Origin of the sequence: Suilimivivens aceti, from assembly GCF_025567405.1 — a bacterium.
Lineage (GTDB): Bacteria > Bacillota > Clostridia > Lachnospirales > Lachnospiraceae > Suilimivivens > Suilimivivens aceti.
The window spans coordinates 1-22757 of sequence record NZ_JAOQKJ010000003.1; the positions used below are offsets into that span (position 1 = coordinate 1).

30 protein-coding genes are annotated in these 22757 nt (G+C 41.7%); 3 read left to right on the forward strand and 27 right to left on the reverse strand.

Translation table 11 applies throughout. The features are described from left to right. From OCV77_RS03460 to OCV77_RS03550, 19 genes are all read right to left on the reverse strand, one after another. Nucleotides 1–383 (reverse strand): response regulator transcription factor (locus tag OCV77_RS03460; protein WP_262573370.1); only part of this gene is annotated, 383 nt, incomplete at its 3' end. A gap of 392 nt (nucleotides 384–775) precedes the next feature. Then, nucleotides 776–1678, reverse strand: coding sequence for an ABC transporter permease (locus OCV77_RS03465; RefSeq protein WP_262573372.1), 903 nt, complete (start codon nucleotides 1676–1678; stop codon nucleotides 776–778). Next, the gene (locus tag OCV77_RS03470) at nucleotides 1678–2589 is read right to left on the reverse strand and encodes an ABC transporter ATP-binding protein (RefSeq protein ID WP_262573373.1); all 912 of its coding nucleotides are present in this window, start codon (nucleotides 2587–2589) and stop codon (nucleotides 1678–1680) included. Before OCV77_RS03470 ends, OCV77_RS03465 begins: the two co-directional genes overlap by 1 nt. A gap of 77 nt (nucleotides 2590–2666) precedes the next feature. Further along, nucleotides 2667–2807: a cysteine-rich KTR domain-containing protein gene (locus OCV77_RS03475; RefSeq protein ID WP_262573374.1), complete on the reverse strand. Its 141-nt coding sequence runs from the start codon at nucleotides 2805–2807 to the stop codon at nucleotides 2667–2669. After that, entirely contained in the window at nucleotides 2785–3417 is a 633-nt protein-coding gene (locus tag OCV77_RS03480) for a TetR/AcrR family transcriptional regulator (RefSeq protein ID WP_262573375.1), read from the reverse strand. The genes OCV77_RS03475 and OCV77_RS03480 overlap by 23 nt, the downstream gene beginning before the upstream one ends. A 155-nt stretch (nucleotides 3418–3572) precedes the next feature. Next, nucleotides 3573–3881 carry a LytTR family transcriptional regulator DNA-binding domain-containing protein gene (locus OCV77_RS03485; protein ID WP_262573376.1) on the reverse strand — a complete coding sequence of 103 codons (309 nt, stop codon included), beginning with the start codon at nucleotides 3879–3881 and terminating at the stop codon, nucleotides 3573–3575. After that, a complete protein-coding gene (locus tag OCV77_RS03490; protein WP_262573377.1) occupies nucleotides 3878–4201 on the reverse strand; it encodes a hypothetical protein in 324 nt (107 codons plus the stop codon). Before OCV77_RS03490 ends, OCV77_RS03485 begins: the two co-directional genes overlap by 4 nt. Nucleotides 4202–4260: 59 nt before the next feature. Further along, the gene (locus OCV77_RS03495) at nucleotides 4261–4392 is read right to left on the reverse strand and encodes a hypothetical protein (protein WP_262573379.1); all 132 of its coding nucleotides are present in this window, start codon (nucleotides 4390–4392) and stop codon (nucleotides 4261–4263) included. 49 nt (nucleotides 4393–4441) lie between these two features. Then, entirely contained in the window at nucleotides 4442–4963 is a 522-nt protein-coding gene (locus OCV77_RS03500) for an O-acetyl-ADP-ribose deacetylase (protein WP_262573381.1), read from the reverse strand. A gap of 4 nt (nucleotides 4964–4967) precedes the next feature. Beyond that, nucleotides 4968–5480: a hypothetical protein gene (locus OCV77_RS03505; protein WP_262573384.1), complete on the reverse strand. Its 513-nt coding sequence runs from the start codon at nucleotides 5478–5480 to the stop codon at nucleotides 4968–4970. Nucleotides 5481–5523: 43 nt separating this feature from the next. Beyond that, nucleotides 5524–5934, reverse strand: a complete 411-nt coding sequence (locus OCV77_RS03510) for a peptide deformylase (protein WP_262573386.1) — start codon at nucleotides 5932–5934, stop codon at nucleotides 5524–5526. After that, complete coding sequence (locus tag OCV77_RS03515; protein ID WP_055216175.1) at nucleotides 5934–6275, reverse strand: arsenate reductase family protein; 342 nt, start codon at nucleotides 6273–6275, stop codon at nucleotides 5934–5936. Before OCV77_RS03515 ends, OCV77_RS03510 begins: the two co-directional genes overlap by 1 nt. Before the next feature lies 1 nt (nucleotide 6276). After that, entirely contained in the window at nucleotides 6277–6495 is a 219-nt protein-coding gene (locus tag OCV77_RS03520; RefSeq protein ID WP_262573389.1) for an aspartate dehydrogenase, read from the reverse strand. A 71-nt stretch (nucleotides 6496–6566) separates the two neighbouring features. Next, nucleotides 6567–7007, reverse strand: coding sequence for a hypothetical protein (locus tag OCV77_RS03525; RefSeq protein ID WP_262573391.1), 441 nt, complete (start codon nucleotides 7005–7007; stop codon nucleotides 6567–6569). A gap of 2 nt (nucleotides 7008–7009) precedes the next feature. Next, nucleotides 7010–7447: a Pycsar system effector family protein gene (locus tag OCV77_RS03530; RefSeq protein ID WP_465245909.1), complete on the reverse strand. Its 438-nt coding sequence runs from the start codon at nucleotides 7445–7447 to the stop codon at nucleotides 7010–7012. Between the two features lie 89 nt (nucleotides 7448–7536). Beyond that, nucleotides 7537–9576: a rubrerythrin gene (rbr, locus tag OCV77_RS03535; RefSeq protein WP_331488699.1), complete on the reverse strand. Its 2040-nt coding sequence runs from the start codon at nucleotides 9574–9576 to the stop codon at nucleotides 7537–7539. A 463-nt stretch (nucleotides 9577–10039) separates the two neighbouring features. After that, nucleotides 10040–10159 carry a helix-turn-helix transcriptional regulator gene (locus OCV77_RS03540; protein ID WP_262573396.1) on the reverse strand — a complete coding sequence of 40 codons (120 nt, stop codon included), beginning with the start codon at nucleotides 10157–10159 and terminating at the stop codon, nucleotides 10040–10042. Between the two features lie 91 nt (nucleotides 10160–10250). Continuing rightward, on the reverse strand, nucleotides 10251–10865 hold the full coding sequence (locus OCV77_RS03545; RefSeq protein ID WP_262573398.1) for a helix-turn-helix domain-containing protein: 615 nt from the start codon (nucleotides 10863–10865) through the stop codon (nucleotides 10251–10253). A gap of 241 nt (nucleotides 10866–11106) precedes the next feature. Further along, on the reverse strand, nucleotides 11107–11853 hold the full coding sequence (locus OCV77_RS03550; protein WP_262573401.1) for an alpha/beta fold hydrolase: 747 nt from the start codon (nucleotides 11851–11853) through the stop codon (nucleotides 11107–11109). A 67-nt stretch (nucleotides 11854–11920) separates the two neighbouring features. On the opposite strand from OCV77_RS03550, the gene OCV77_RS03555 reads away from it, so the two are divergent. Continuing rightward, nucleotides 11921–12553, forward strand: a complete 633-nt coding sequence (locus OCV77_RS03555) for a DUF6796 family protein (protein WP_262573404.1) — start codon at nucleotides 11921–11923, stop codon at nucleotides 12551–12553. A gap of 42 nt (nucleotides 12554–12595) precedes the next feature. Here OCV77_RS03555 and yaaA read toward each other — a convergent pair whose 3' ends face one another. The 5 genes from yaaA to OCV77_RS03580 form a co-directional block, all read right to left on the reverse strand. Beyond that, complete coding sequence (gene yaaA, locus OCV77_RS03560; RefSeq protein ID WP_262573406.1) at nucleotides 12596–13357, reverse strand: peroxide stress protein YaaA; 762 nt, start codon at nucleotides 13355–13357, stop codon at nucleotides 12596–12598. Further along, nucleotides 13357–13812, reverse strand: coding sequence for a thioredoxin-dependent thiol peroxidase (bcp, locus tag OCV77_RS03565; RefSeq protein WP_262573409.1), 456 nt, complete (start codon nucleotides 13810–13812; stop codon nucleotides 13357–13359). Before bcp ends, yaaA begins: the two co-directional genes overlap by 1 nt. Nucleotides 13813–13815: 3 nt before the next feature. Then, nucleotides 13816–14025, reverse strand: a complete 210-nt coding sequence (locus OCV77_RS03570) for a DUF6219 family protein (protein WP_262573411.1) — start codon at nucleotides 14023–14025, stop codon at nucleotides 13816–13818. Between the two features lie 636 nt (nucleotides 14026–14661). Continuing rightward, nucleotides 14662–14997, reverse strand: coding sequence for an SRPBCC family protein (locus tag OCV77_RS03575; protein WP_262573413.1), 336 nt, complete (start codon nucleotides 14995–14997; stop codon nucleotides 14662–14664). 17 nt (nucleotides 14998–15014) lie between these two features. Further along, nucleotides 15015–15701 (reverse strand): hypothetical protein, encoded by a 687-nt coding sequence (locus OCV77_RS03580; RefSeq protein ID WP_262573414.1) that lies wholly within the window; start codon nucleotides 15699–15701, stop codon nucleotides 15015–15017. A gap of 315 nt (nucleotides 15702–16016) precedes the next feature. Between OCV77_RS03580 and OCV77_RS03585 the strand changes: the two genes are divergently transcribed. Continuing rightward, nucleotides 16017–16220, forward strand: a complete 204-nt coding sequence (locus OCV77_RS03585; protein WP_262573416.1) for a DUF6664 family protein — start codon at nucleotides 16017–16019, stop codon at nucleotides 16218–16220. Nucleotides 16221–16255: 35 nt separating this feature from the next. Next, nucleotides 16256–17383: an ATP-binding protein gene (locus tag OCV77_RS03590; RefSeq protein ID WP_331488700.1), complete on the forward strand. Its 1128-nt coding sequence runs from the start codon at nucleotides 16256–16258 to the stop codon at nucleotides 17381–17383. A gap of 121 nt (nucleotides 17384–17504) precedes the next feature. Here the strand turns inward: OCV77_RS03590 and ppdK are convergent, their stop codons facing one another. From ppdK to OCV77_RS03605, 3 genes are all read right to left on the reverse strand, one after another. Beyond that, nucleotides 17505–20126: a pyruvate, phosphate dikinase gene (gene ppdK, locus OCV77_RS03595; RefSeq protein WP_262573420.1), complete on the reverse strand. Its 2622-nt coding sequence runs from the start codon at nucleotides 20124–20126 to the stop codon at nucleotides 17505–17507. A gap of 182 nt (nucleotides 20127–20308) precedes the next feature. Further along, complete coding sequence (locus OCV77_RS03600; RefSeq protein ID WP_262573422.1) at nucleotides 20309–21145, reverse strand: glycerophosphodiester phosphodiesterase family protein; 837 nt, start codon at nucleotides 21143–21145, stop codon at nucleotides 20309–20311. Nucleotides 21146–21224: 79 nt separating this feature from the next. Next, nucleotides 21225–22580, reverse strand: coding sequence for an MFS transporter (locus OCV77_RS03605; RefSeq protein ID WP_262573423.1), 1356 nt, complete (start codon nucleotides 22578–22580; stop codon nucleotides 21225–21227). Nucleotides 22581–22757 lie beyond the last annotated feature (177 nt).

Below are 22757 nucleotides of genomic sequence, written 5' to 3' on the forward strand. Positions count from 1 at the left end.
TCCTTGGCCGGTTTGTGGTGTTCCAGCATGGCGAACATGGCTTTGATTTTCCGCTGCAAGGCCCCAATCACAAAGGGCTTTGTGATGTAGTCCACCGCGCCCACCTCATAGCCCCGTATCTGGTCGCTCTCCTGATCGTTGGCGGTCAGGAATATTACGATGGTGTCCGGGTGCTGGGGCTTTATCAGCTTGCACAGTTCAAAACCGTTCCCGTCCGGCAGGTTGATGTCCAGCAGCACTAAATCAAATTCCCGCTGGCGGATGGCTTCGGCTGCGGTTCTGGCATTTAGGGCAGAAGTCACGCCGTAGCCGTCTGCGGTCAGGTTATAGTCTAACATCTTATTCAAAAAACTGTCGTCCTCGACAATTAAAATCTGCTCCATATTCTCACTTCCTTTGCTTTTTGCAGATAGTATAACAGGCAAATGTCCGAGAATTGTTACAAGGACAAATATATTTATCATTTTACAGCTTTTTTATGTGTACTGCAATTTTATAAAAGAAAGGACAGCAGTATCATCAAATTGCTGTCCTTGCGGTTTATTATAGCTGGTAGTGTATAAGCGTGGGTTCATCATATTTGGTGTGGTATCTTTAACTATGGGAAACTCCCGATTCCCACTTCGATATTGCTGTCCTTGAAACAAGCAGAGCTTGGCTGATTGGAAGGTAACATATACTACGAAAAATAGTAAGAATCGTGCTGTCACATAAGCGACACCTATCGTGTCATCAGCTAAAACACTAGGCTTTCACCCGCTAAAAACAATATTTCCTATCGTCTGCCTTCACCATCTGGCAGCAATGTAACAAAATAATAAATAATTCCAAATACAGCTATACTTCCCATCATAATGCCGATCATCTGATTTACACTTACCACATTTCCATGAAATACCGGATTGCAATCAAGAGTGTTTCTTATCGCTTCAACTATTTCATCCGGATAATGTTTTCTCTCCATCTCTCTGAACACTCCATAAAGCATATGATTCTTGATCAATGAAGTGGCATATGTACTCGGAAGATAAGACAGTGCCTTCTGAAGACCTGAACCAAAATTTGAAATTGGCATATAAGCTCCACATATAAAACCATAACCTGCGCTGACAATTGTACCCACAGCCGAAAGCTGTCCCTGTGTTGTCAATGGAAAGCTAATGATACTTGAAAGCGTACTTCCAAACAGAACGAGCAATATCATATCAAATAAAACCCATAATACATCTGCTGTATTCATATACCAGCCCATTTTAAGCAGATATCCCAGGCATAATACAAACGCAAGTCCATTGACCATCAAAGAATTAGCTACTGTTGACAGAAAATATCCCAAATAAATTTTCCTTTTGCTGACAGGCGAAACATTAAAATCCTTCCTTGTTCCATTTGTCTTGTCCTGCACCATAGTCAGATTCACACAAAACGTTACAGTGATACAGCTCACTGCCATAAGTGATGCTGTCAGCTGTGCTGCCACGGTTCCATTAATGAGTTTATCCGAAATTGTAATCATATCCGGAATCGCAGCTGTAAAAGAATCTCTGAAAACCTTTGCAAGAAACGTAGCGTACAGAACAATCAGAATGACGGGTGTGATCATTGACGTAAACAACATACCTTTATCTTTAAAAAACAGTTTCCTGTTCCTGTTCATTAATGCCAATACTGTTCTCATCAGCGTTCACCTCCAAGCTTCTTTCCTGTGACTGCAAGAAATACATCATCCATACCGCCTTTTACTACTTCATAATCCGTGAATAAGTCCTGATGCTCTACAATAAGTCTCGTTGCTTCCTTCGTATTTCTTACTTTTAACTGATATCCGTCACGTATTTTTTTATATTCTCTGTTCAATGACTTTATTTCATCTTCGGAAACACCATAAACAGACACTATATCCTGTACATAATCATTTTTAAGTTCAAACGGTGTACCTTCCGCTGCAATACTTCCTTTGTCAAGAATTACAACATACCTGGCATTAGCAGCCTCTTCCATATAATGTGTAGTTAGAAATACTGTCATATTTTCTGTTTTCTGAAGCTTCTCGATAACATTCCAGATTAACTGCCTTGTCTGCGGATCAAGCCCTGTAGTAGGCTCGTCAAGAATCAAAATCTCCGGTCTGTGCAATAATGCACGGGCAATATCAATTCTTCTTCTCTGACCTCCCGACAGCTTACCTACAGGTCTGTTTAAAAACTCGTCAAAATCCAGAATCTCGACCAGCTCCTGTAATCTCTTATCAAAGGCATTTCCTGTAATGCCGTATAAAGCAGCTCTGCTCTTTAGGTTTTCTTTCACCGTAAGCGGTTTATCAAGTACGCTATCCTGAAACACAACACCAAGCATTCTTTTTGTCTGTGCGCCGGCTTTGTCAGTTTCTATTCCGTTTACCTGAACCATTCCGCTGTCTTTTTTCTGCAATCCGCAGAGAATGGAAATGGTTGTACTTTTCCCTGCACCGTTTACTCCAAGAAACGCAAACAATTCTCCTTTTTTCACACGAAAGCTCAAATCATTTACCGCTTTTACTTCGCTAAAGCTTTTATTCAGATGACTGATTTTAATGATATCTGATTCCATATCTTCTCCTTTTGTTTCATCTTTCCTTAAATGACGCAGTATACGTTGGATTTACCTTTTTTAATAGAATCCATCCTTTACATTGATATAAAGCTTTCTTTACATTTTGGACAAAACAGCGGAAAATGTTTTAACTCCGTATCATCCAGTATCTGCGTCCGTGTCTTTGCACCGCATACCGGACATAGTATCCATTTATCCGTTACTATTGCTTTCATCTGACCTGTCACCTCCTGATAAATCCCATAAAGTGCTATCCTTCACACCTAAGCCTTTTAAATATGTCATACCTGTATTATGAAGCATATGATACATATTTTCTTTCGTATCATTGACGATTCCTGATGCAATAAGGGTTCCTATCCCCTGTGTATACACCATCATTGTCATCGCAAAATCCATTACCTGTTTTGGTGTAATCCCAAGCAGTTCTGCCATCTCCTGATACACATTAGCGGCATCCTGATTATTCGTCTGTAACTCGAAGCCTATACTTAGTAGCTGGCTTCGCTCTCCCATGTAAAGGAAACGAAACAAATTAGGATTTTCTAATGCTAAGTCAATGGTTCCTTTTCCTCTTTGTTCGAATGTTGCAAGTTCGTTTTCATTCCGACTGTAATACTTATCCTCCACATACTGCTCCGCAAAAGGAATCAATTCCTCACGCAATCCATCCATTCCACCAAACTGCCATGAAATCGGTGCTGTAGAGCATCCCAGTTCCCCGGCTACAGCTTTTATGTTAAGAGCGGCATATCCATTTTTTGAAACAAGCTCCAGTGCAGCCTGCAGCATATCTTCTTTTTTTATTTTTGGACTACTTGGCATATAAAATCTCCGATACTATGAATCAGTTTACTATAAACTTGTTTATAGTATATCACTTTATACATACATGTCAATGACAAGTATATATTGGTGCTGCCATGATGAAATTTTTTATATAATCTTCTGTCAGTTCATCCTTATATAACCCTCTGTTTTTAAGTTCTTTTGCAAGCATTTCTACATAAGTGGTTGTTGAGCTTTTCTTCCACCTGATACAGTCTGCCTTTAATTTCATAAACACTATCCACAGTATATGCAAACACCAGACCATCCACAGTCTCAAAATACAGAACATCCTCTATTCTGACAGATACTTTTTCCTTGGTCTGCCTATATCCTGTCAGAGTGTCCCCTTTATGCCTCACATATTCTTTTATCTCTTCAAAGTCCTTTGTAAGCCTTATGTACTCAAGAGTCACCCCCTCTTCTTCTGGACTATTTACAAGTTTTTCCGTTACTCTCATGCATCTTTCCTTTCCGATTCCATAGCTAATGTCCTTATTCTCACAACCATATCTTCTATAGCCTTTGCACCTGCACTATTTTCCTGTGTCGCTGCAGTTACATGTTCAATCGCCTTATAATTGCTTTGTGTATTGACATTTACCTGCTCCATGGATGATGCCACTTCACTGCTGTGAATTCTTATATTTTCTACCGTCTTATCCATTTCCATAATCTGTCTGGTCATCTGCTCATTAGCTCCTGTAATCATAGCTGTAGAATCACCGGCTTTCTGAATACTGCACATTCCGGTTTCTGTGAGCCTTACACTCTGTTCCATAACAGATACTGCACCATCCGTATTTTTTACCGATTCTGTTACAATTTTTCCGATATCATCTACCGCTTTTTTGTCTGTTCTGCAAGTTTCTGAATTTCCTCAGCAACTACAGCAAATCCTTTTCCATTAATTTGACCTTCGTTATATATTTCCGCTCCATACGGAAAAATGGATTCTACATTTTTCTTCATCTATTTCCTATCCTTAAATCTATCACTTACCTCGAAAATTACTTTACTATTACTCATATAGCTTATCCACTTCTGCTTCATACACCGACTCTGTATGAGAATCAAATAATACCCATTCCACCAAATCAAAGCTGTCCAGATTATCCTGGAGGAATCTATTAACTGTCTTTACTGCAACCTTTGCCGCCAGTTCTACAGGAAAACTATATACTCCGGTTGATATAGATGGAAATGCAATTGTTCTAATTCCATTCTCCATTGCCAGCTTCAGGGAATTAAAATAGCAGTTTGCAAGAAGTTTTTCTTCCTTATCTCTACCACCACACCATATCGGTCCTACTGTATGTATTACATAGTCGCAAGGTAGATTATAGGCTTTCGTAATCCTTGCCGCTCCTGTCTCACAGCCATGAAGTGTTCTGCACTCAGCTAAAAGTCCCGGTCCAGCTGCACGATGAATGGCACCATCAACACCTCCGCCTCCAAGTAGTGAATTATTGGCTGCATTAACGATTGCCTGCACATCTTTAATTTTAGTTATATCGCCTTGTATAGTTTTTATTATGTACACTTCATTACTCCTCTTCTAATTCCTGCCATGGTTCCAGTCCCATTTCTTCCCAGGTTACTCCATATGGTGCTCCACCAGAAGTATACCCTGCTATGTAAAAAAATGTGTCATCCTGATCTATGTTATTTTCGACTGCCTGCTTATTTATAGCTTTCCTTTTTGCTCTCCGCTGTTTTCTTTTCATCTTCAAAACAGCTGCCTTTTCCTCTGGAGTTTTCTTATGTTTTTTCATATTCAGTTTTTCAGGAGTAATGCCATTCTGAATATCCCTTAATATACGCTCCTTATAACCAGCTTCACGCTTATCCACAATCTTACAGAACTCATCATATTCTGTTCTTGGAGCAAGAGCATATACTGATGTAAACAGTGTTCTACAAATGCTGTCCTTTTCAGTATCAGTCGGCATTCTCTGGTTTACAAGGTAAAACTTTAAATACATCCTATAAGTTTTATCAGCAATAGCACTTTTCTGTTTTTGTTTTAAATCTTTATAACTTCTATCTGCTCTGCTCATTAAAATATTCCTCTCGCATTTCAGGAAGCTGCCTATCCGTACTTTATATTACTATTCCATTGCAATGATCAATCTCATGCTGAATTATCTGTGCCGTCCAGCCGGAATATTTCCCATGCTGCTTTTTAAAGCTCTGGTCAAGATAATCCACCTCTATCTCCTGGTATCTGGTGCATGGACGAACGCCTTCTAACGACAGGCATCCTTCCTCTGTCTGATAAGCTCCGGACTTCTTTGTAATCACCGGATTAATCATTGCAAACTGAAATGGTCCTGCTGCCACAACGATAATATTCTTCTTAACGCCTATCATATTTGCAGCCATACCTACGCAGTGATCAAGATTAGCGCGTAGCGTATCAAGCAAATCTGTTACCAGCTGTTTATCTGCATCTGTCGCATCCACAGATTTCTGTGCAAGAAATAATGGATCTTTTACTATTTTCTTTATCATTAACTCCATCCTTTCCAGACATCCGGCTGATATCCAAGTGTAGACTGCTTTCCATTCCTTACAACCGGAGTTTTGATTACCTGCGGATTCTCAAGTACTTTTTCCAACTTGTCCTCATCAGCAATATATTTAATGAGTGCAAGTAAATCTTTATCTTTGCCATCCCAGTTGATCATATTGTCCAGACCGCCATTGACCTGAGCAACAGAATTAAATTCTCCTTTGCTCATGCCTTTTTCCTTCATATCTATAAACTGATACTTGATGCCACGCTCTTTGAAAAAACGCTCTGCTTTCTTCGTATCGTTACATTTCTTAGTTCCAAATATCTGTATATTCATATCAGTATTCCTTTGCTATTTCTTCATCTATTCCATACATAGACTTAAATTTTTCAAGATCTGCTGAACTCTTTATCAGCATAACCTCTTCTATCTTACCTGTATGTATATCCTTAAATCCAGCAACCTGCTCGCCACTACAAATGCTGGCTTTGATTACAGGCTTCTTATTTTCCTTGTCATAAGACTGCAACACGCTTTTCTTCTTAAACAGTTCCATCTTGCTCACCTTCTTTTATAATTTCACTAGAGCTTTCAATCTGCTCCATTCGTAACACCTCCAATCTTGCATTAACTGAAGAAGTCGAAACTATCTACAGCAAATGCAATATCGATATGGAATTCTTCCTTCTGTGGTGGAACCTCATTACTTTCTTCCACAATATTTAAGTAATAACTTTCTGTCTTGCTATATGCCTGTGACTTCAAGTTGAAACTGCAACGGAAAGTTCTGTCCTGTCCATCCGTGCTTACCTTGTCCGCAATAATCTTCTGTGTGTCACTAATCTGCACACCATTTGAATCTGTAAAATACAGCAGATAATTTGTCTGGCTTCTGTTATCACTTACTGCATCCTTCTGATAGAAATTCAGAACGAATGACATATTTACAATCTTTCTGTTTGCAGAGAGCAGATTCAATTCAACAGGCTTATGTGATGATGCATCATTATTGGGACGAGTAGGTAACTTTGTCCCATTTTTGATTGCATCCATTGATGAATCGCTCATACTTAAAAGCCTCCTTTTTGCAGAAGAATTGATACTGCATACATAACTATTCCAACAATTATTATAACAATTGCTTTATCAAATGACTTCTGTTTTTTATGTATAATTTCTCTCATTTCACCCACTGCATTTGTGTATTTATCCATAACCCATACAGCAGCAAACTCACTTTTTTCTTTGTGTATATCCTTGTCTATGATGTCCTCACTTTTAAAGACTTTTACAGTCCTTCCATGTAATAAAATGAGAAACCACACCGTGGCAATTAGCACCATAATAATACTTCCTATGGAACAAACTATTTCAATGATTGTTAGTACCAACTGCCACACTTTAAGTCCAGACACAAATAATCCTGCTGTCGATATATCAAATGCACTTAGCATTAATGTTAATGCGACTCCTGAAAAAGCCAATGCAATATTGATTTTTTCATAAATCTTATTTTAAGTTTACTCTGAATAAACCAAGGAGACAATAAAAAAGAGCAATGCAATAATTTATGAATACACTGCTCTCAAAAGACTAATTAATAATTCTCTTTTCTTACTTCAAAATAAGCCTGTGGATGATTACATACCGGACAAACCTCTGGTGCCTCAAGTCCTACAACTACATGCCCACAGTTTCGGCATTCCCACATAGTTACTCCACTCTTTTTAAATACCTCCATTGCTTCTACATTCTTAAGCAATGCACGGTATCTCTCTTCATGAAGTTTTTCAATTGCTCCAACACCTCTAAACTGTGCTGCTAACTCAGTAAATCCTTCTTCCTCTGCATCCTTAGCCATTCTCTCGTACATGTCTGTCCACTCAGCATTCTCACCCTCAGCTGCATGTAAAAGATTTTCTGCTGTATCCCCCAGCTCTCCTAGCGCCTTAAACCAAAGCTTGGCATGCTCTTTCTCATTCTCAGCTGTCTGTAAGAATAATGCTGCAATCTGCTCATATCCGGCCTTCTTTGCTACAGAAGCAAAGTATGTATATTTATTTCTGGCCTGTGACTCTCCTGCAAATGCTTCCCAGAGATTCTTCTCTGTCTTTGTTCCTGCATATTTGCTCTTTGATGATACTGCATCCTCTTTCTTAAATGCCGATGCCGGCTGCTTACATACTGGACACTGCTCCGGTGGCTGCTCTCCTTCATGTACATATCCACATACACTACATACCCATTTACCCATTTCTTTATCTCCTTTTCTATTTAATATTTCGCTCTTGTCTTCATATGAAGTGTGTAACATTTTTTCAGCCAGCTCACTTAATGGCTCCCCATAGAATTCTTCATATACTCTTTTAATATCAGGATTCTCATGACTCTTTCTGATAATCATTGCCTCATCCTTCGTGTACAGGCTTTGAATCCTTGCTTTTCTGACTTCATCCTTGTCCTTCATAACATTCTTTGGCTGTCCACCGCCTCCGATACAGCCTCCCGGACACGTCATAACTTCAACAAAATGATACTGTTTATTTCCGTTCTTTATTTCTTCAATTACTTTTCCCGCATTAGCAGTTCCATAAATGACAGCTATACTTACATCCAGCTCTCCAATTTTTACAGTTGCCTCTTTAACACCATCATAACCTCTTACAGGTGTAAAATTCAAAAGCTGTTCTGGAGATTTCTCTTTTGTAATATATTCGTATGCTGTTCTCAGCGCCGCTTCCATAACACCACCGGTATTGCCGAAAATAACAGCAGCTCCAGAAGCTTCGCCCATGAAATCATCATAATCACTATCTAAAAGACTGGCAAAATCCATATTTTCTTCCTTGGCCCATTTTGCCAGTTCTCTTGTAGTGATAACATAATCCATGTCACGCATGTCATCAATTCCAAGATATTTCGCTGCAGCGTTCATTTCATTTCTGCGAATTTCAAACTTCTTTGCCGTACATGGTGTAAGTGCCACATTAACAATATTCTCTGGATTAATTCCCTTCTTCTTAGCAAAAAATGTCTTAATTGTTGGTCCCTGCATTCCAATTGGACTTTTTGCTGTTGAGAGATTAGGAATCATCTCAGGATAGTATGTCTCTACATACTTTATCCAGGCTGGACAACAGCTGGTAAACTGTGGCAAAGGTGCGGTGTTCTTAGTAACTCGCTCTATTAACTCGCTTGCCTCCTCCATAATTGTCAAATCGGCTGCAAAGTTTGTATCAAGAACAAAATTAACTCCAAGCTTTCTGAGTAAAGCCACCATCTTACCCTGTACAAAGCTGCCATCTGGCATACCGAACTCTTCGCCAAGTGCTGCTCTTACTGAAGGGGATGTGCTGACTATTACAACCTTATCCGGGTCTTTGATTGCCTCTTTTACATGATTATATTCATATTTTTCCGTTATACTGTCTACCGGGCACACATTGGCACACTGCCCACAATTGATGCATACTGCCTCCCCACAGGTCTGCTCTAATGTGTATGTTCCGTGCACACCAATCTGGCTGGTACATATATCCTTACACATACCACATTTTATGCACTTTTCTTCCATACGAATAATGCTGGGATTATCTTCCTCGATTGGGACACGAATGTTTAATGGTAAATGACTCAAGCTACGCTCCTCCTTTTGCTTATATATGTATAAACCTTAACCCAAATTTATTTCAACATTATAGCATATATAGTACAAAAGTTCTACGAGAAATTCAGAATGCTTTTTTAATAAATACAGCTTATCTATTGACCACACTTGTTATCTCATCCCAGTTATCGAGTACATCTATACCCACAATCGGGTCATACATCTTCCCCAGATTCTTCTCTATTTCCTCATAACAGTAATCAAAATTATGTGCTTTAGTCCTACCTAAATAAAACTATTAAATTGTCACCTCACTTGGGTGCACGAACCACACTCAGGTCATGACTCCTGAATTGCTTGTGCTGTGTTTGAATTTCGGTTTAATTTGTCAGCGCTGCCTTATCTGCCGATTAAAATGGTATAAAAATAAGGACTAAATTAGGCATATCCCCTTGATTTTACTGGATTTCATCTAACTTGGTCCTATTATAACTCAAACACCATTTTCCCAACGTGATACTGCCTGCCTTGTTACCATAATTTTATCTGCCAGCTCGTCCTGTGACATTCCTCTTTCAGTACAAAGCTTCAAAATAATATTTTTCGTTTCCATAGTCGTCACCTCCATAACCATATCATATAGATAAATTCATGTTCCGAAAAGCAACCTGCTGTTGCCATACTCTATCTATATGATTTGATTATCACTCCTTGGTCATGACTTTCCTGCACCAGGTTCTTGTCTTACAGTGAGGACATTTTAAGTATCTTGTGCTTAATAAATGCATTCCCATATTATATTGCATAAATGTTGGAGTAAACAGTTCATTACAATTCCTGCATTTAAAATATCCTATCTTCCTGTCTCCCCACATTGCAACATATAATCCAACACCGAACACACTTAACGCAATAATCATTAGCACAATCTTAATTGGTAATGCAATCACATCTGTGTAAAAACAAACCACTAATAGTAACGTCACAAACGTAATTGTTGATATTACACCAATAATTGTTGTTAATAATATTTTTTGCTTATTCTCTTCCTTTTCTCTAATCATATTCACCATATTTTCCTCCGCTTTTTTCTTATAATTTTGCTGAGAAATTCTCTCGCCGGTCAGAAGTTCATTTACTGTTATTTCTAATTCATTACACAATGGTAACAGCAGTGACGCTTCCGGAAAACCGTTTCCGCACTCCCATTTCGATATTGTTTTATCACTGATTCCCAACAATTCAGATAATTGTTTCTGTGTATACCCTTTTGCCTTTCTTTCATCAGAAATAAACTTTCCAATTTTTACCTGATCCATTGTTTTCCTCCTTTCTGACCTCAGAATAGTATATAAAGTAGATGTTTCACACCCACGGAACGTAGAGAATGGTGAATATATGCGGATTCTACGCTTCGTAGACTATAAAATATCTACTAGTGTTAGCATGTTTCGCATTTATCTTTTCACATTATAACATGGAAAGATGTACTCTCTCCTTCATAACCCACATCCTTTTTGTTGTCAGCCAAATCCACCAACGTTCGCAAGCGCAGTGGTCTCATTTTTCCTTTTCCATATAGCTTCGCAACAGCGCTGCATAGTCCTTCCCGTGCGCAAACATGTAGCCACAGTGTCCATAGCCTTTTCTTGTTGTGATCTTCGCTTCGGGATAATATTTTCTGATTGCTTTCTGACAGACCAGATGAGAATCTCGGTTCCCGAATTCAAAAAAATAGGTGTCGCTGCAACTCCGGCGAAAGCGGGCATTCTTCAAACGGATAGCTATTGCAGGCATGTACCAGATTGAAAAGCTCCTCTTTATCCGTATTCGCCATCGTGTCCAAAAGCTTCTGCTGTACATCTGCATCCAGTCTTGCATGGAGGCATACAGATTGGCGATTGTCTCCGGACGCTTTTTCATTTCCCGGAACATCGCCCGAAACAGCCATTCCACACCATAAAAGCATGTAAGAGAAGCCCCCTCCATAACAGCACAGTGCGTATGTAAAAGTTCTTCATGGGAGATCACATTCATTGCAATCACGCTGCCAAGCGACACTCCGAAAACAAGTGCAAGCTCTTTCATCTGATTCTGCATCAGCCAGTCTGTAATCTCTGCCGCCTCCTTTTGCGCTGATTCAAACCTGCCTTTATCATTCCCATGTCCTGTCAGGTCTGGCGCAATGATATGATAATCATCCATCAACTGATCTACATACGGCAGCATCATTTCGTGTGTCATCCACATCCCATGGATCAAGAGGATTTTCGACTTGTTCTGATTACCATATTCGTAGATCTTCATTTGCTTTTCCCCCTTGTACTTTCAGGTAGTGTCAAAAACTACCTATATTCTGTCGGAGGTGAATTCTATGAGTTCTACAATTCTGAAACTCATGCTGCTGCTTGGAATCATCGGTCATACATGTAATATGTACTGCGACCGCATTTTGTCTATTTTTCCTAATGGACAGCTGAAACTGGAAAATTTCAAAGATCTCACTAATGAGAAAAAAATGGCTCACCTTCTGGAGGGTGTATCCCCAAAAATACCCATGCGTTCTGCCATCCTTGGTGCATTCTCCCTGTTTCTGCAGTTTCTCGGGTATTTCTCACTGAGTGCCTACATATATGGACACTCCAGACGTTACGGATCCATCCTGTTTGTATCTATTGCATTTTTTATTGTCCTTGGTACTGCGCATCACGTAAAATATGCCCTGACGGAATATGTATTTCTCAAACTCGGTCGCGATACAAAAGCGCATGGTCTGATGCTTGATCTTTTTAACAGTGCGCCGATCACAAAGAGCTGCTATCTTGCCTATCTCCTTTTTGTTATTACGCTGATTGTGGCTATCATTACCGGTACCGCAGCATTTCCGCTTTGGGCTGTTATTTTCACCATATTACCGATATTTATCCTGCTGTTTCCATTTCGGATCATCGGTACTTTACATATTGCTGCGATGGCTTCCATGCTTGTCTGGCTGATCCTGATATAAAAGATAACAATATAGGTTTTCCGACATTGTTATATGCCATCTTTAATTTAAATCATTATTCATTTTGCGTTCAAAAACATATTCTGAATCTGATGATAAATCAAACCGAAACCAATATCCAAGTCTGTCAAATTTCTGAATCTCCACCGGATTTTCAATATTATTTTCTGCCATAAATCTGACCATTTCACCACGCGCCATTTTGGCATATGTACCTTTTGTTACCATTTTATCTTCAGATAATTCACAAAATATAATCGAAATATATCTATCCTGTGGTGACAGATACTTTTCTATACATTTTGAGTATTCTTTTGATGCCAGGTTAATAATAAACCTGCTGTCATCTATTACCGAACGGTATAACAAGTTTCCCCAGTACTCATACAGATTTTTTGTATCTCCAATTCCGACCCTTGCCTGCATTTCTAAACGATAAGGTGTCACTCCATCCATCGGTTTCAGAACTCCATAAAACGCAGACAATATTCTCAAATGATTTTGTATATACTCAAATTGTCTGTCTTCAAATACGGATGGTGCCATATATTGAAAAGCAACTCCTTCATATGATAAGACAGCCGGAGTAAGCATGTTATACAGATCCATATTTCCCAATCTGTTAAAGTTCTGCTCTGTAATCTTGTCATTACATTTCCAGATCATTTTCAGTTCCTCTTTTGATTTGCTTTTCATCCAGCTCAATATCTCTGCTGTCTTATCAATAAAGGCCGGCAGTTCAACCGGTGCTATGTTATCAGTATCTACAATCATCTTTTTTGCAGGTGACAATATAATCTTCATTATGGCAGTTCCTTAAGCATGTTTTCAGGATCATCTGCCGCCTTGACTTTATCATTGGCTTTGATGATAACTCCCTGTTCATCAATAAGATATGTTGTTCTTACCACACCCATGGAAACTTTTCCATAATTTTTCTTTTCTTTCCAAACATCATATGCTTCAATAACTTTACGCTCCGGATCTGCTAAAAGCGTAAATGCCAGTCCATATTTTTCTTCAAATCTCTTGTGAGAGGCTACAGAATCCTTACTTACTCCGAGGATGACCGCACCTTTTTCAGTAAACTGAGGATAACGCTCAGAAAAACCACATGCCTGCTTCGTACATCCCGGTGTATTATCCTTTGGATAAAAATATAAAATCACTTTTTTGCCTGCATAATCGCTTAATTTATGCATTTCTCCAGTCTGATCCGGCAATTCAAAGTCCGGTGCTTTTGTTCCTACTTCTAACATACATTATTCCTCCACTTCTTTCACTTCCATCTGTTTTCTTGTCCTCTTATTGCCTGAAATCATTTTATGTCCAGAATAAACTGCCATCATCATGCATATCAGAGAACCAAACGCAAAGTATTTGTGTGCTGCTTTTAACCCTTTATATCCGGTATAAAAAGTTCCAACCATTGTAACTACTGCTCCAATTGACCAATATTTATGTGCTTTCATTATTTATTTACCTCCTGTATATGACCATATTAATCAAATTTTCTGTAACATGGTGTATATAATCCTGAATAACTATACTTCTGTGTTTCAATATTTCTATGCAACAAGGTCTTCCCCCTCTTTATTTTCGTATGGAATGATGTCTGGGTCAAAAGCCTCCGACTTTGATACCTACGGATTGCTTCGTGCTACGCACTCCCACAATCCTACCCAATATTCGCATATCGTGGGATTATCATCTATATTACTATCTCCTGCGTTTACCACACTTCCTTGATCCACTTTATGCATTCCTGTCCTATGATCACACGCTCTCTGGCACATTCTTCTGGGAATTCTTTCTCTGATTTTATAAAATATTTAATTCCCTTTCCACAATATTCTAACATCATATGACTCATGTGTTCGAAGCATATGGCTTACCAATTCTATGACGCAGTTTTATTTTTCAAGTTTCACATTCTGCCAGCAGTTTGTCCAGTGGGATTCTTTCCGGATATTTTCCTTCGGTCAGAATCTCGTATAAATACCTGTTATCCAAAATCATATCATCTCGTATAAACTGCCAGTTCGCCTTTTTCCTGAAAAACACCTTGAAAATCAGGAAGTTCATGATTGCCCCAATTGCCGGCGTGGTCATGCCGAAAGCCTCGGTGTGAGAAAAATGACATCCTGTTTCGTTTTTTTCCCTTCCAAGGTGATAAACGCCGTCTTCTTGTCGCTCCGAAATACAATGCGGCAGTGGATCTCATCCTGTTCACATTCCGTAATCGTGCCTGTAACATCATAGTCCAGCCCCATAACAATCTCGCGGAAGCGGATCTTGTTTCCCACTTGATAGTTCCCGTTATAGAGATTGCATTCGATATGGTAGGGACTCCATTTCACAAACTCTTCCTCAAAGTTAGTGATCCATGCCTCCATTTTCTCATAGGAAGCCGGAATCTCTATCTGCTCTGTAAGAATAACCATTATCAGTTTCTCCTTTTCTACGCCTTCTTAACAACCGGGTTGGGTAATCTACCTGTCTCAATAATCGTTTCCAACATTCTCGCAAATCCTTCCGGCTCCCAGATCTGATACTGCATATGGTTGAATCCTTCAAAAACCGGAAAATTACCGTATATATAGGTCTGCATAACTGCATTTCTGTATTTAAAATGTTCTTCTTTACTTCCGAACTCCCAGAATGTATGTTTCTGCAATTCTTCTGACAGCTTCGGAAGTGGTTTATCTTCCAGGCTGTCTGTCAACTGCCTTCTCAGATTTCCATATGTCAGATTCTTTCCCGCAGCTATAAAGTAAGGCTTGATTTTTTCGTCATCGCACCACATGATTTTTTTCAATGTTTTTCCTTTTGACCAGTACAAGCTTTTAATTACCAGATATAAAAACGGAACCATAATCCTGCGAGTCCCCTTTCCGATCTGCGCAAACTGTCCGCCATCAAAAAATATATATTTCACTGGTATTTTTGCATCTGTCAGGAATGCCATTGCAAGATCTGCACCAATTGAAGATGCAACTACAAGTTCTATCTCTTTGATTCCCTGCTTTCCCAGGAATCGTATAATTTGCTGTACCTCGTCTTTTTTACTGCGATATTTCTGCCCGGAACAAATACACTGTTGACGTCGGCATAACGCAATAAAATTCATCTGCCATTTTCTCTGCAACTGGCATGCTGCTTTCCCCAGTCACCCCCATTGCGTGAAAAAAAAGGATAACTGGATTTGATTTGTCACCTATTGTTTTGAATACCATGATCCCACCTTCTATCCATATCGAGCCACACAGTTAGTTTCCACTTACTTGAAGTATAGAACAAAAATAAGCCACCGTCAAATGTCTCAAGCAAGGGTTCTCGTTCTTCCTCGTCAAGTAAACAGTCAAGTAGACTTACACCCCACATGTAAGCCCCTCACAGAACCGTAAGTGCGGCTTTCCCACATACGGCTCTTCATATTCTCACCAATATACTTTCCGACCGTATGGACAAGCTGAAAACGCAATACCCCGTCATCGACAACATGAAAGAGGGCAGCGGCGAGATCCGCATGACCGCAGAGGAGCATCGGGCGTATGTAGACTATCTGAACCTTGCCCTCCAAATGGAGGACATGGAGCGGCAGCACATCTACTTCCGCGGACATACCAATGCCGTGGCGTATTTCAAAAAAATCAAAGCGATATAAGTACGACGAAAGCGGTGCAGAGCAGACCCTACTATTTGGATATACTGAAAACCTATCGGGATGTTCCGCTGGTGAAGGTTCTTGCCGGAATCCGCCGCTGCGGGAAATCGACCATTTTGGATATGTTAAAAGACGATCTGCTCGGCAGCGGCATTGCGTCAGACCATGTGATCCATCTGCGCTATACCTCGGAAGAGTTGGACGACAGCATGACAGCTAAGCAGATGTATCGTGACATTAAAGAGAAAATGACCGACGGTGAACGCTACTATCTTCTGCTGGAGGATGCCAATACCGACATCTATGTGACCGGCTCCAATTCCAAGCTGATGTCCGGTGAGATCTCCACCTATCTGACGGGGCGTTATATCTCCATCCCTGTCTTTACGCTGTCCTTTGACGAATATCTGGAGTTTAAGAAGGACAGCGGCCGCACGCCAAAAGAGCTTTTAAACGAATATATCCGCATGGGCGGTTTCCCCATCGTTGCGCTCGGAAATTTCGATGAGCGTTCATCCTATCAGATCGTCGAGGGCATCTACAATTCCGTTATCACCAGTGACATCACAAAGCGGCACAATATCACGAACTTTGACCTGTTCAACCGTGTGGTGAAGTATGTCGTGGAGAATGTCGGAAAAACTTTTTCTGCCAACGCCATCGTGAAATTTATGAAAGGCGAAGGGCGCTCCCTCTCGGTGGAAGCAGTTTATAATTATCTGGAATGGCTGGAAAAGGCGTTCGTGATCTACCGCTGCCAGCGGTACGATATGAAGGGCAAGACTGTCCTCAAAACGCAGGAGAAGTTCTACCTTGAGGACGCTTCCCTCAAATACTGCATGATGGGCTTCAACCCAAAATCCGTTGCCGCAATGCTGGAAAACATCGTATACTTCGAGCTTCGGTGGAAGGGCTATGATGTGTATATCGGCAAAAACGCAACCAAGGAGATCGACTTCGTGGCCGTGCGGCGGGACGAGCGGATCTATGTGCAGGTGTGCCGCAATCTGCCGGAGGAATCCGACCGTGAAGTCGCAAACCTGCTTGAAATCAAAGACCATTACCCGAAATATGTGGTGACGATGGACGAACTGGCCGCAGGCAACATCAACGGTGTCAAGATCGTGCATCTGGCGGATTTTCTGCTGAGCAAGGACTATTAAACGCTTTCTGCATATAAAATAGTCAAAGTATATGCAAATAATAAGAATACGGTGAGGATGACGAGCATCCTCACCGTACATACGATAGGTCTGTTCAGTTTTCCACTGACGGGACGATAGCCTACTTTTGTTTAATAGCAGCCTGCGCCGCTGCGAGTCTGGCTATCGGCACACGGTAAGGTGAACAGGATACATAGGTAAGTCCAACCTTATGGCAGAACTCGATGGAAGAAGGATCTCCCCCATGCTCACCGCAGATACCAAGCTTGATATCAGGTCTGGTACTTCTGCCCTTCTCGGTTGCCATCTGAACAAGCTGTCCTACCCCCTTCTGGTCCAGTCTTGCAAAAGGATCAGATTCATAGATCTTGTTCTTATAATAATCACCAAGGAACTTGCCGGCATCATCTCTGGAGAAGCCAAAGGTCATCTGTGTCAGGTCATTGGTTCCAAAGGAGAAGAACTCTGCCTCCTCTGCAATTTCATTGGCAAGGAGTGCAGCTCTTGGGATCTCGATCATAGTACCGATGTGATACTGGATATCGGAATTCTTCTCTTTCTTCACAGCCTCTGCGGTCTCTACCACAACATCCTTGACAAATTTCAGTTCCTTCCTGTCTCCTACTAGTGGGATCATGATCTCAGGCACTATATCGTAGCCTTTCTCTGCCCTGACCTCGATTGCAGCCTCCATAACCGCTCTTGTCTGCATTCTTGCGATTTCCGGATAGGTTACTGCGAGACGGCAGCCTCTGTGTCCCATCATCGGGTTAAACTCATGCAGGGAATCACAGATCTCCTGTACTTCTTCCGCAGTCATCATCATCTTTACTGCCAGATCATCGATATCATCCTGTTCTGTAGGAACAAACTCATGAAGTGGGGGATCCAGGAAACGGATCGTAACCGGTCTTCCTTCCATTGCTTCATATAAGCCCTTGAAATCTCCCTTCTGATAAGGAATCAGCTCATTTAATGCCTTTTCTCTTTCCTGCAGGGTTCTTGACAGGATCATCTGTCTGATCTTGGGAATTCTGTCCTCTTCAAAGAACATATGCTCTGTACGGCAGAGTCCGATACCCTCTGCGCCATACTTCACAGCATTGGCAGCATCCGCTGGTGTATCTGCATTGGTTCTTACCTGCAGCTTCCGGAAGGAATCTGCCCATTTCATCATACGGTCAAAGTTGCCACTGATGGACGCTTCTTTAGTCTCTATATCACCATCGTAGATCTTGCCGGTTGAACCATCGAGAGAAATATAATCTCCTTCATGATAAACGTGTCCGCCCAGCTCAAATACCTTATCTTCTTCATTGATACTGATATCACCACAGCCGGATACGCAGCAGGTTCCCATACCTCTTGCTACGACTGCAGCATGGCTTGTCATACCACCACGGACTGTCAGGATACCTTCTGACGCATGCATTCCTTCGATATCTTCGGGTGAGGTTTCCAGACGGACCAGTACCACTCTTTCTCCCTTTTCATGGGCTGCCTTGGCTTCGGCCGCCGTGAAATACACCTTTCCTGCTGCCGCACCGGGAGATGCAGGAAGCGCCTGTCCGATCACAGTACCCTCCTTCAGTGCCTCGGCATCAAAGGTAGGATGCAGAAGCTGATCCAGTGATTTCGCTTCAATCCGAAGAACTGCTTCCTCAGGTGATATCTTGCCTTCATCTACCAGATCACAGGCGATCTGAAGTGCTGCCTGAGCGGTTCTCTTTCCATTTCTTGTCTGCAGGAAGAACAGCCTGCCGTCTTCGATGGTAAACTCCATATCCTGCATATCTCTGTAGTGGTCTTCCAGCTTGTTTGCGATCTCCATGAACTGCTTAAAGCATTCCGGCAGATCCTGCTCCAGCCTTGTGATCGGCTGCGGTGTTCTGATTCCGGCTACAACATCCTCTCCCTGTGCATTGATCAGGTACTCGCCGTAAATTCCCTTTTCACCAGTGGAAGGATTTCTGGTAAAGGCAACACCGGTTCCGGAGGTATTGCCCATGTTTCCGAATACCATGGCCTGTACATTGACTGCAGTACCCCAGTCTCCCGGAATATCGTTCATTCTGCGGTAAACAATTGCTCTTTCATTATCCCAGGAACGGAATACTGCCTTTACAGCCTCCAGGAGCTGCTCTCCCGGATCCTGTGGAAATGCCTTGCCCATCTTTTCTTCATAGACAGTCTTAAAGCGGACGATCACCTGCTTTAAATCCTCTGCTGTCAGATCCGTATCAAATTTAGCTCCCTTTGCCTCCTTGATCTCATCCAGTATTCTCTCAAAATAGGACTTTGGAATCTCCATAACAACATCTGAAAACATCTGGATAAAACGGCGGTAAGAATCATAGGCAAATCTGGGATTGCCTGTCTTCCTTGCGAAGCCCTCTACTGCCACATCAGTAAGTCCAAGGTTCAGGATCGTGTCCATCATACCAGGCATCGATGCTCTTGCACCGGAACGCACAGATACAAGCAGCGGATTCTCCGTATCTCCGAATTTCTTTCCCTGCTTTTTCTCAAGCTCGCTCAGTGCGGCAAAGATCTGTTCCCTGACTTCATCAGAAATCTGTCTGCCGCTGGCATAGTAATCGGTACAGGCTTCTGTCGTCACCGTAAAGCCCTGCGGAATCGGCAGGCCAAGATTGGTCATCTCTGCCAGATTAGCACCTTTTCCTCCAAGAAGATTGCGCATGCCTGCGTTCCCCTCTTCAAAAGAATACACCCATTTTCCCATAGTAATCTCCCTTAATCACCCATATTTACAGTTCACCAGAGCTGCTGGATATACGCAGCTCCCCAGCGACTGCATTGATAGGTAAATTATACCATGGAAAAGGGTGTTTTGCACTCTTTTTTATTAAATTTGCACAAATCTGACATATGCTGTCAAAATTCTGCTCTGCCTTTACCCTGTTTTTATTTGGGACGCTTTCTTCTTGGAATAAAGGAATCAAAAATGAACATATCAAAGCTCTTCTCTGCTTCCTCCATCTCCTTCTGGCTCTTGATCGTCCATGCCACTGCCATGTTATGATACAACTTTCTGCAAAGCCTTCTTGACAGGTTATCTGCATATTTATGATCGTAAGCTACAAAGTCCGGCTTGGTCATCCAGTTTAAGAGCAGATTCTGCAGGATAAAATATAATGGTCCTTTAAACTCCCCTGTCTTCAGGAAGCCATCAGAAAGCTGGCCTCTCAGTACATCATTCCGGTAACGGCGGTACCACATCAGTGCCAGTGGATTAAAGGACTCGATACAGTACTGACCCTTATAATCCGCAAGTGCCCGGTTCGTCAGTGTGCAGACCATCAGATCCATCCACTCCAGCTTGATCTCCACGATCAGCGGCACCCTTCCGTTTACTACTGCCAGTACATTTTCAAATTTGGGGATCCTCTCTTCACTTTCAAACAGTGGAAATTCCTGCAGCTCTTCATAGGTATATTCGCATACCTTCCCCGACTTTCCTGTCGCCCTCTGAAGGGTAAAATCATGAAATACTACCGGGATCCTGTCCTTAGTAAGCTGCACATCCAGTTCGATCCCGTATCCTGCTGCTACAGCCTTTTTAAATGCTGCCATGGAGTTTTCCGGTGCCTCTGTATGATTGTCATGCAGACCTCTGTGCGCATAATAAACCTTCGGGAACTGCTTCCAGTCCTGCTGCCTTGTGAGCCTTGGCATGATCATCAGGAAATACAGCAGCACCAGCACGGCTGCCACAATCAGTATCACGTATATTGCTGTCATTCTTCTTATGCTGTCCAGTTATCTTACTGTAATTGGATTTTTCCTTTCCTGTCTTAAGACTTTCGTCCCAGACTCCATCTTAATCATCTACGTCAAAATTTTCAAGCAGACTTTTCTTTTTATCAGGTCTGGCATCCCCGTGCCGCACCTGTGCCATGGTGATAAAGGCAAGCACTGAGAACACAAAAGCATAAGGGAACAGTGTCCTGTAGGAAACATTTTCCAGAAGGAATCCGGAAAGGATTGGTGTCAGGATCTGTGCCGCCATGGAAAATGTATAATAGGTTCCGGTAAATTTACCGATATCACTGCCTTTACTCATCTCAACGATCATGGGATAGGAATTGACATTGATCGCTGCCCAGCCAATACCGATCACGGCGAAGGCCACATTGACCAGTCCATGATACTGACCAACAAAGATCGCAGCGAAATAACAGATACTCATCAGTACGATTCCTACAAGAATGGTTTTCTTCCGGCCAATCCTTCCCGCCAGATTTCCGATCGGCACATAGCTTAAAATCGCTGCCACCGTAGCTACCATAAGACAGTCAGCAAAGCCGCCTCCTTCCAGGTGCCATACTACCTTCGTATAACGGGAAAAGGCTGTTGTTACGGCATTGTAGGCAGTAAACCAGAGGAAAATGGAAGTCAGAAGAAATGCCATACTGCGCTTTACCTCCGGGGACATCTGCATTTTCACTGTCTTTCCCTTATTTTCATCACTGCTGTTTTTCTCAGCTTCAAGGAGCTGTTCTTCCTCGATCGTATCCTCAGTCTCTACCTTAAGCCCGGTGCTGTCCTCATAGGCTTTGATCTCGGCTGCGACCTTTGCCTCGATCTTTTTCTCAGAGATCGTGATCACCAGAATTCCTACGGAAATGACCATCAGTGCTGCCACGCTGACAAACAGCAGCATATAGTCCGGTCTGTCACCCTTTCCTACCAGAAGCTTGATCATGATCAGGGTGTAAACGCCGCCTACGGCACCCATCAGATTGATGATGGCGTTGCCCTTGCTTCGCAGCTTATTAGGTGTCAGGTCAGGCATCAGTGCGACTGCAGGTGACCTGTATAATCCCATGGAAACCAGCAGGGCAAAAAGCGAAACGATAAACAGCACTACATTGACCTGTCGATCTGCAATTGGCAGAAGCATTAAAAAGATCACTGCCAGCACAGTTCCTGTTACGATAAACGGCATACGCCTGCCAAACCTTGTATCTGTCTTATCTGACAGTGCCCCGAAAAGAGGCAGAAGGAAAATGGCAAGTACATTGTCTGCTGCCATGATGGCTCCTGTCAGTGTCTCCCCTATACCAAAGGTATTCTGCAGGATCAGCGGGATAATGCTGTCATACATCTGCCAGAAGGCACAGATGGAGAGAAAGGCAAGACCAATGAGTACGGTTCTTTTGTAATTTAATTTCATATTCAGACTCCCTTATATAATATTTTTATAAAGTATAATCTTACTTAACTCAAAAGTATTTTTTTTAATCCAAACTTCATTAACTTTTTTCTTTGACTTATAAAAGTGAACTACCCATTGTCTTAAGCCAATGGGCTTCCTGCTTCAATCGACCTCGTAACCTACTATCTCCACAGG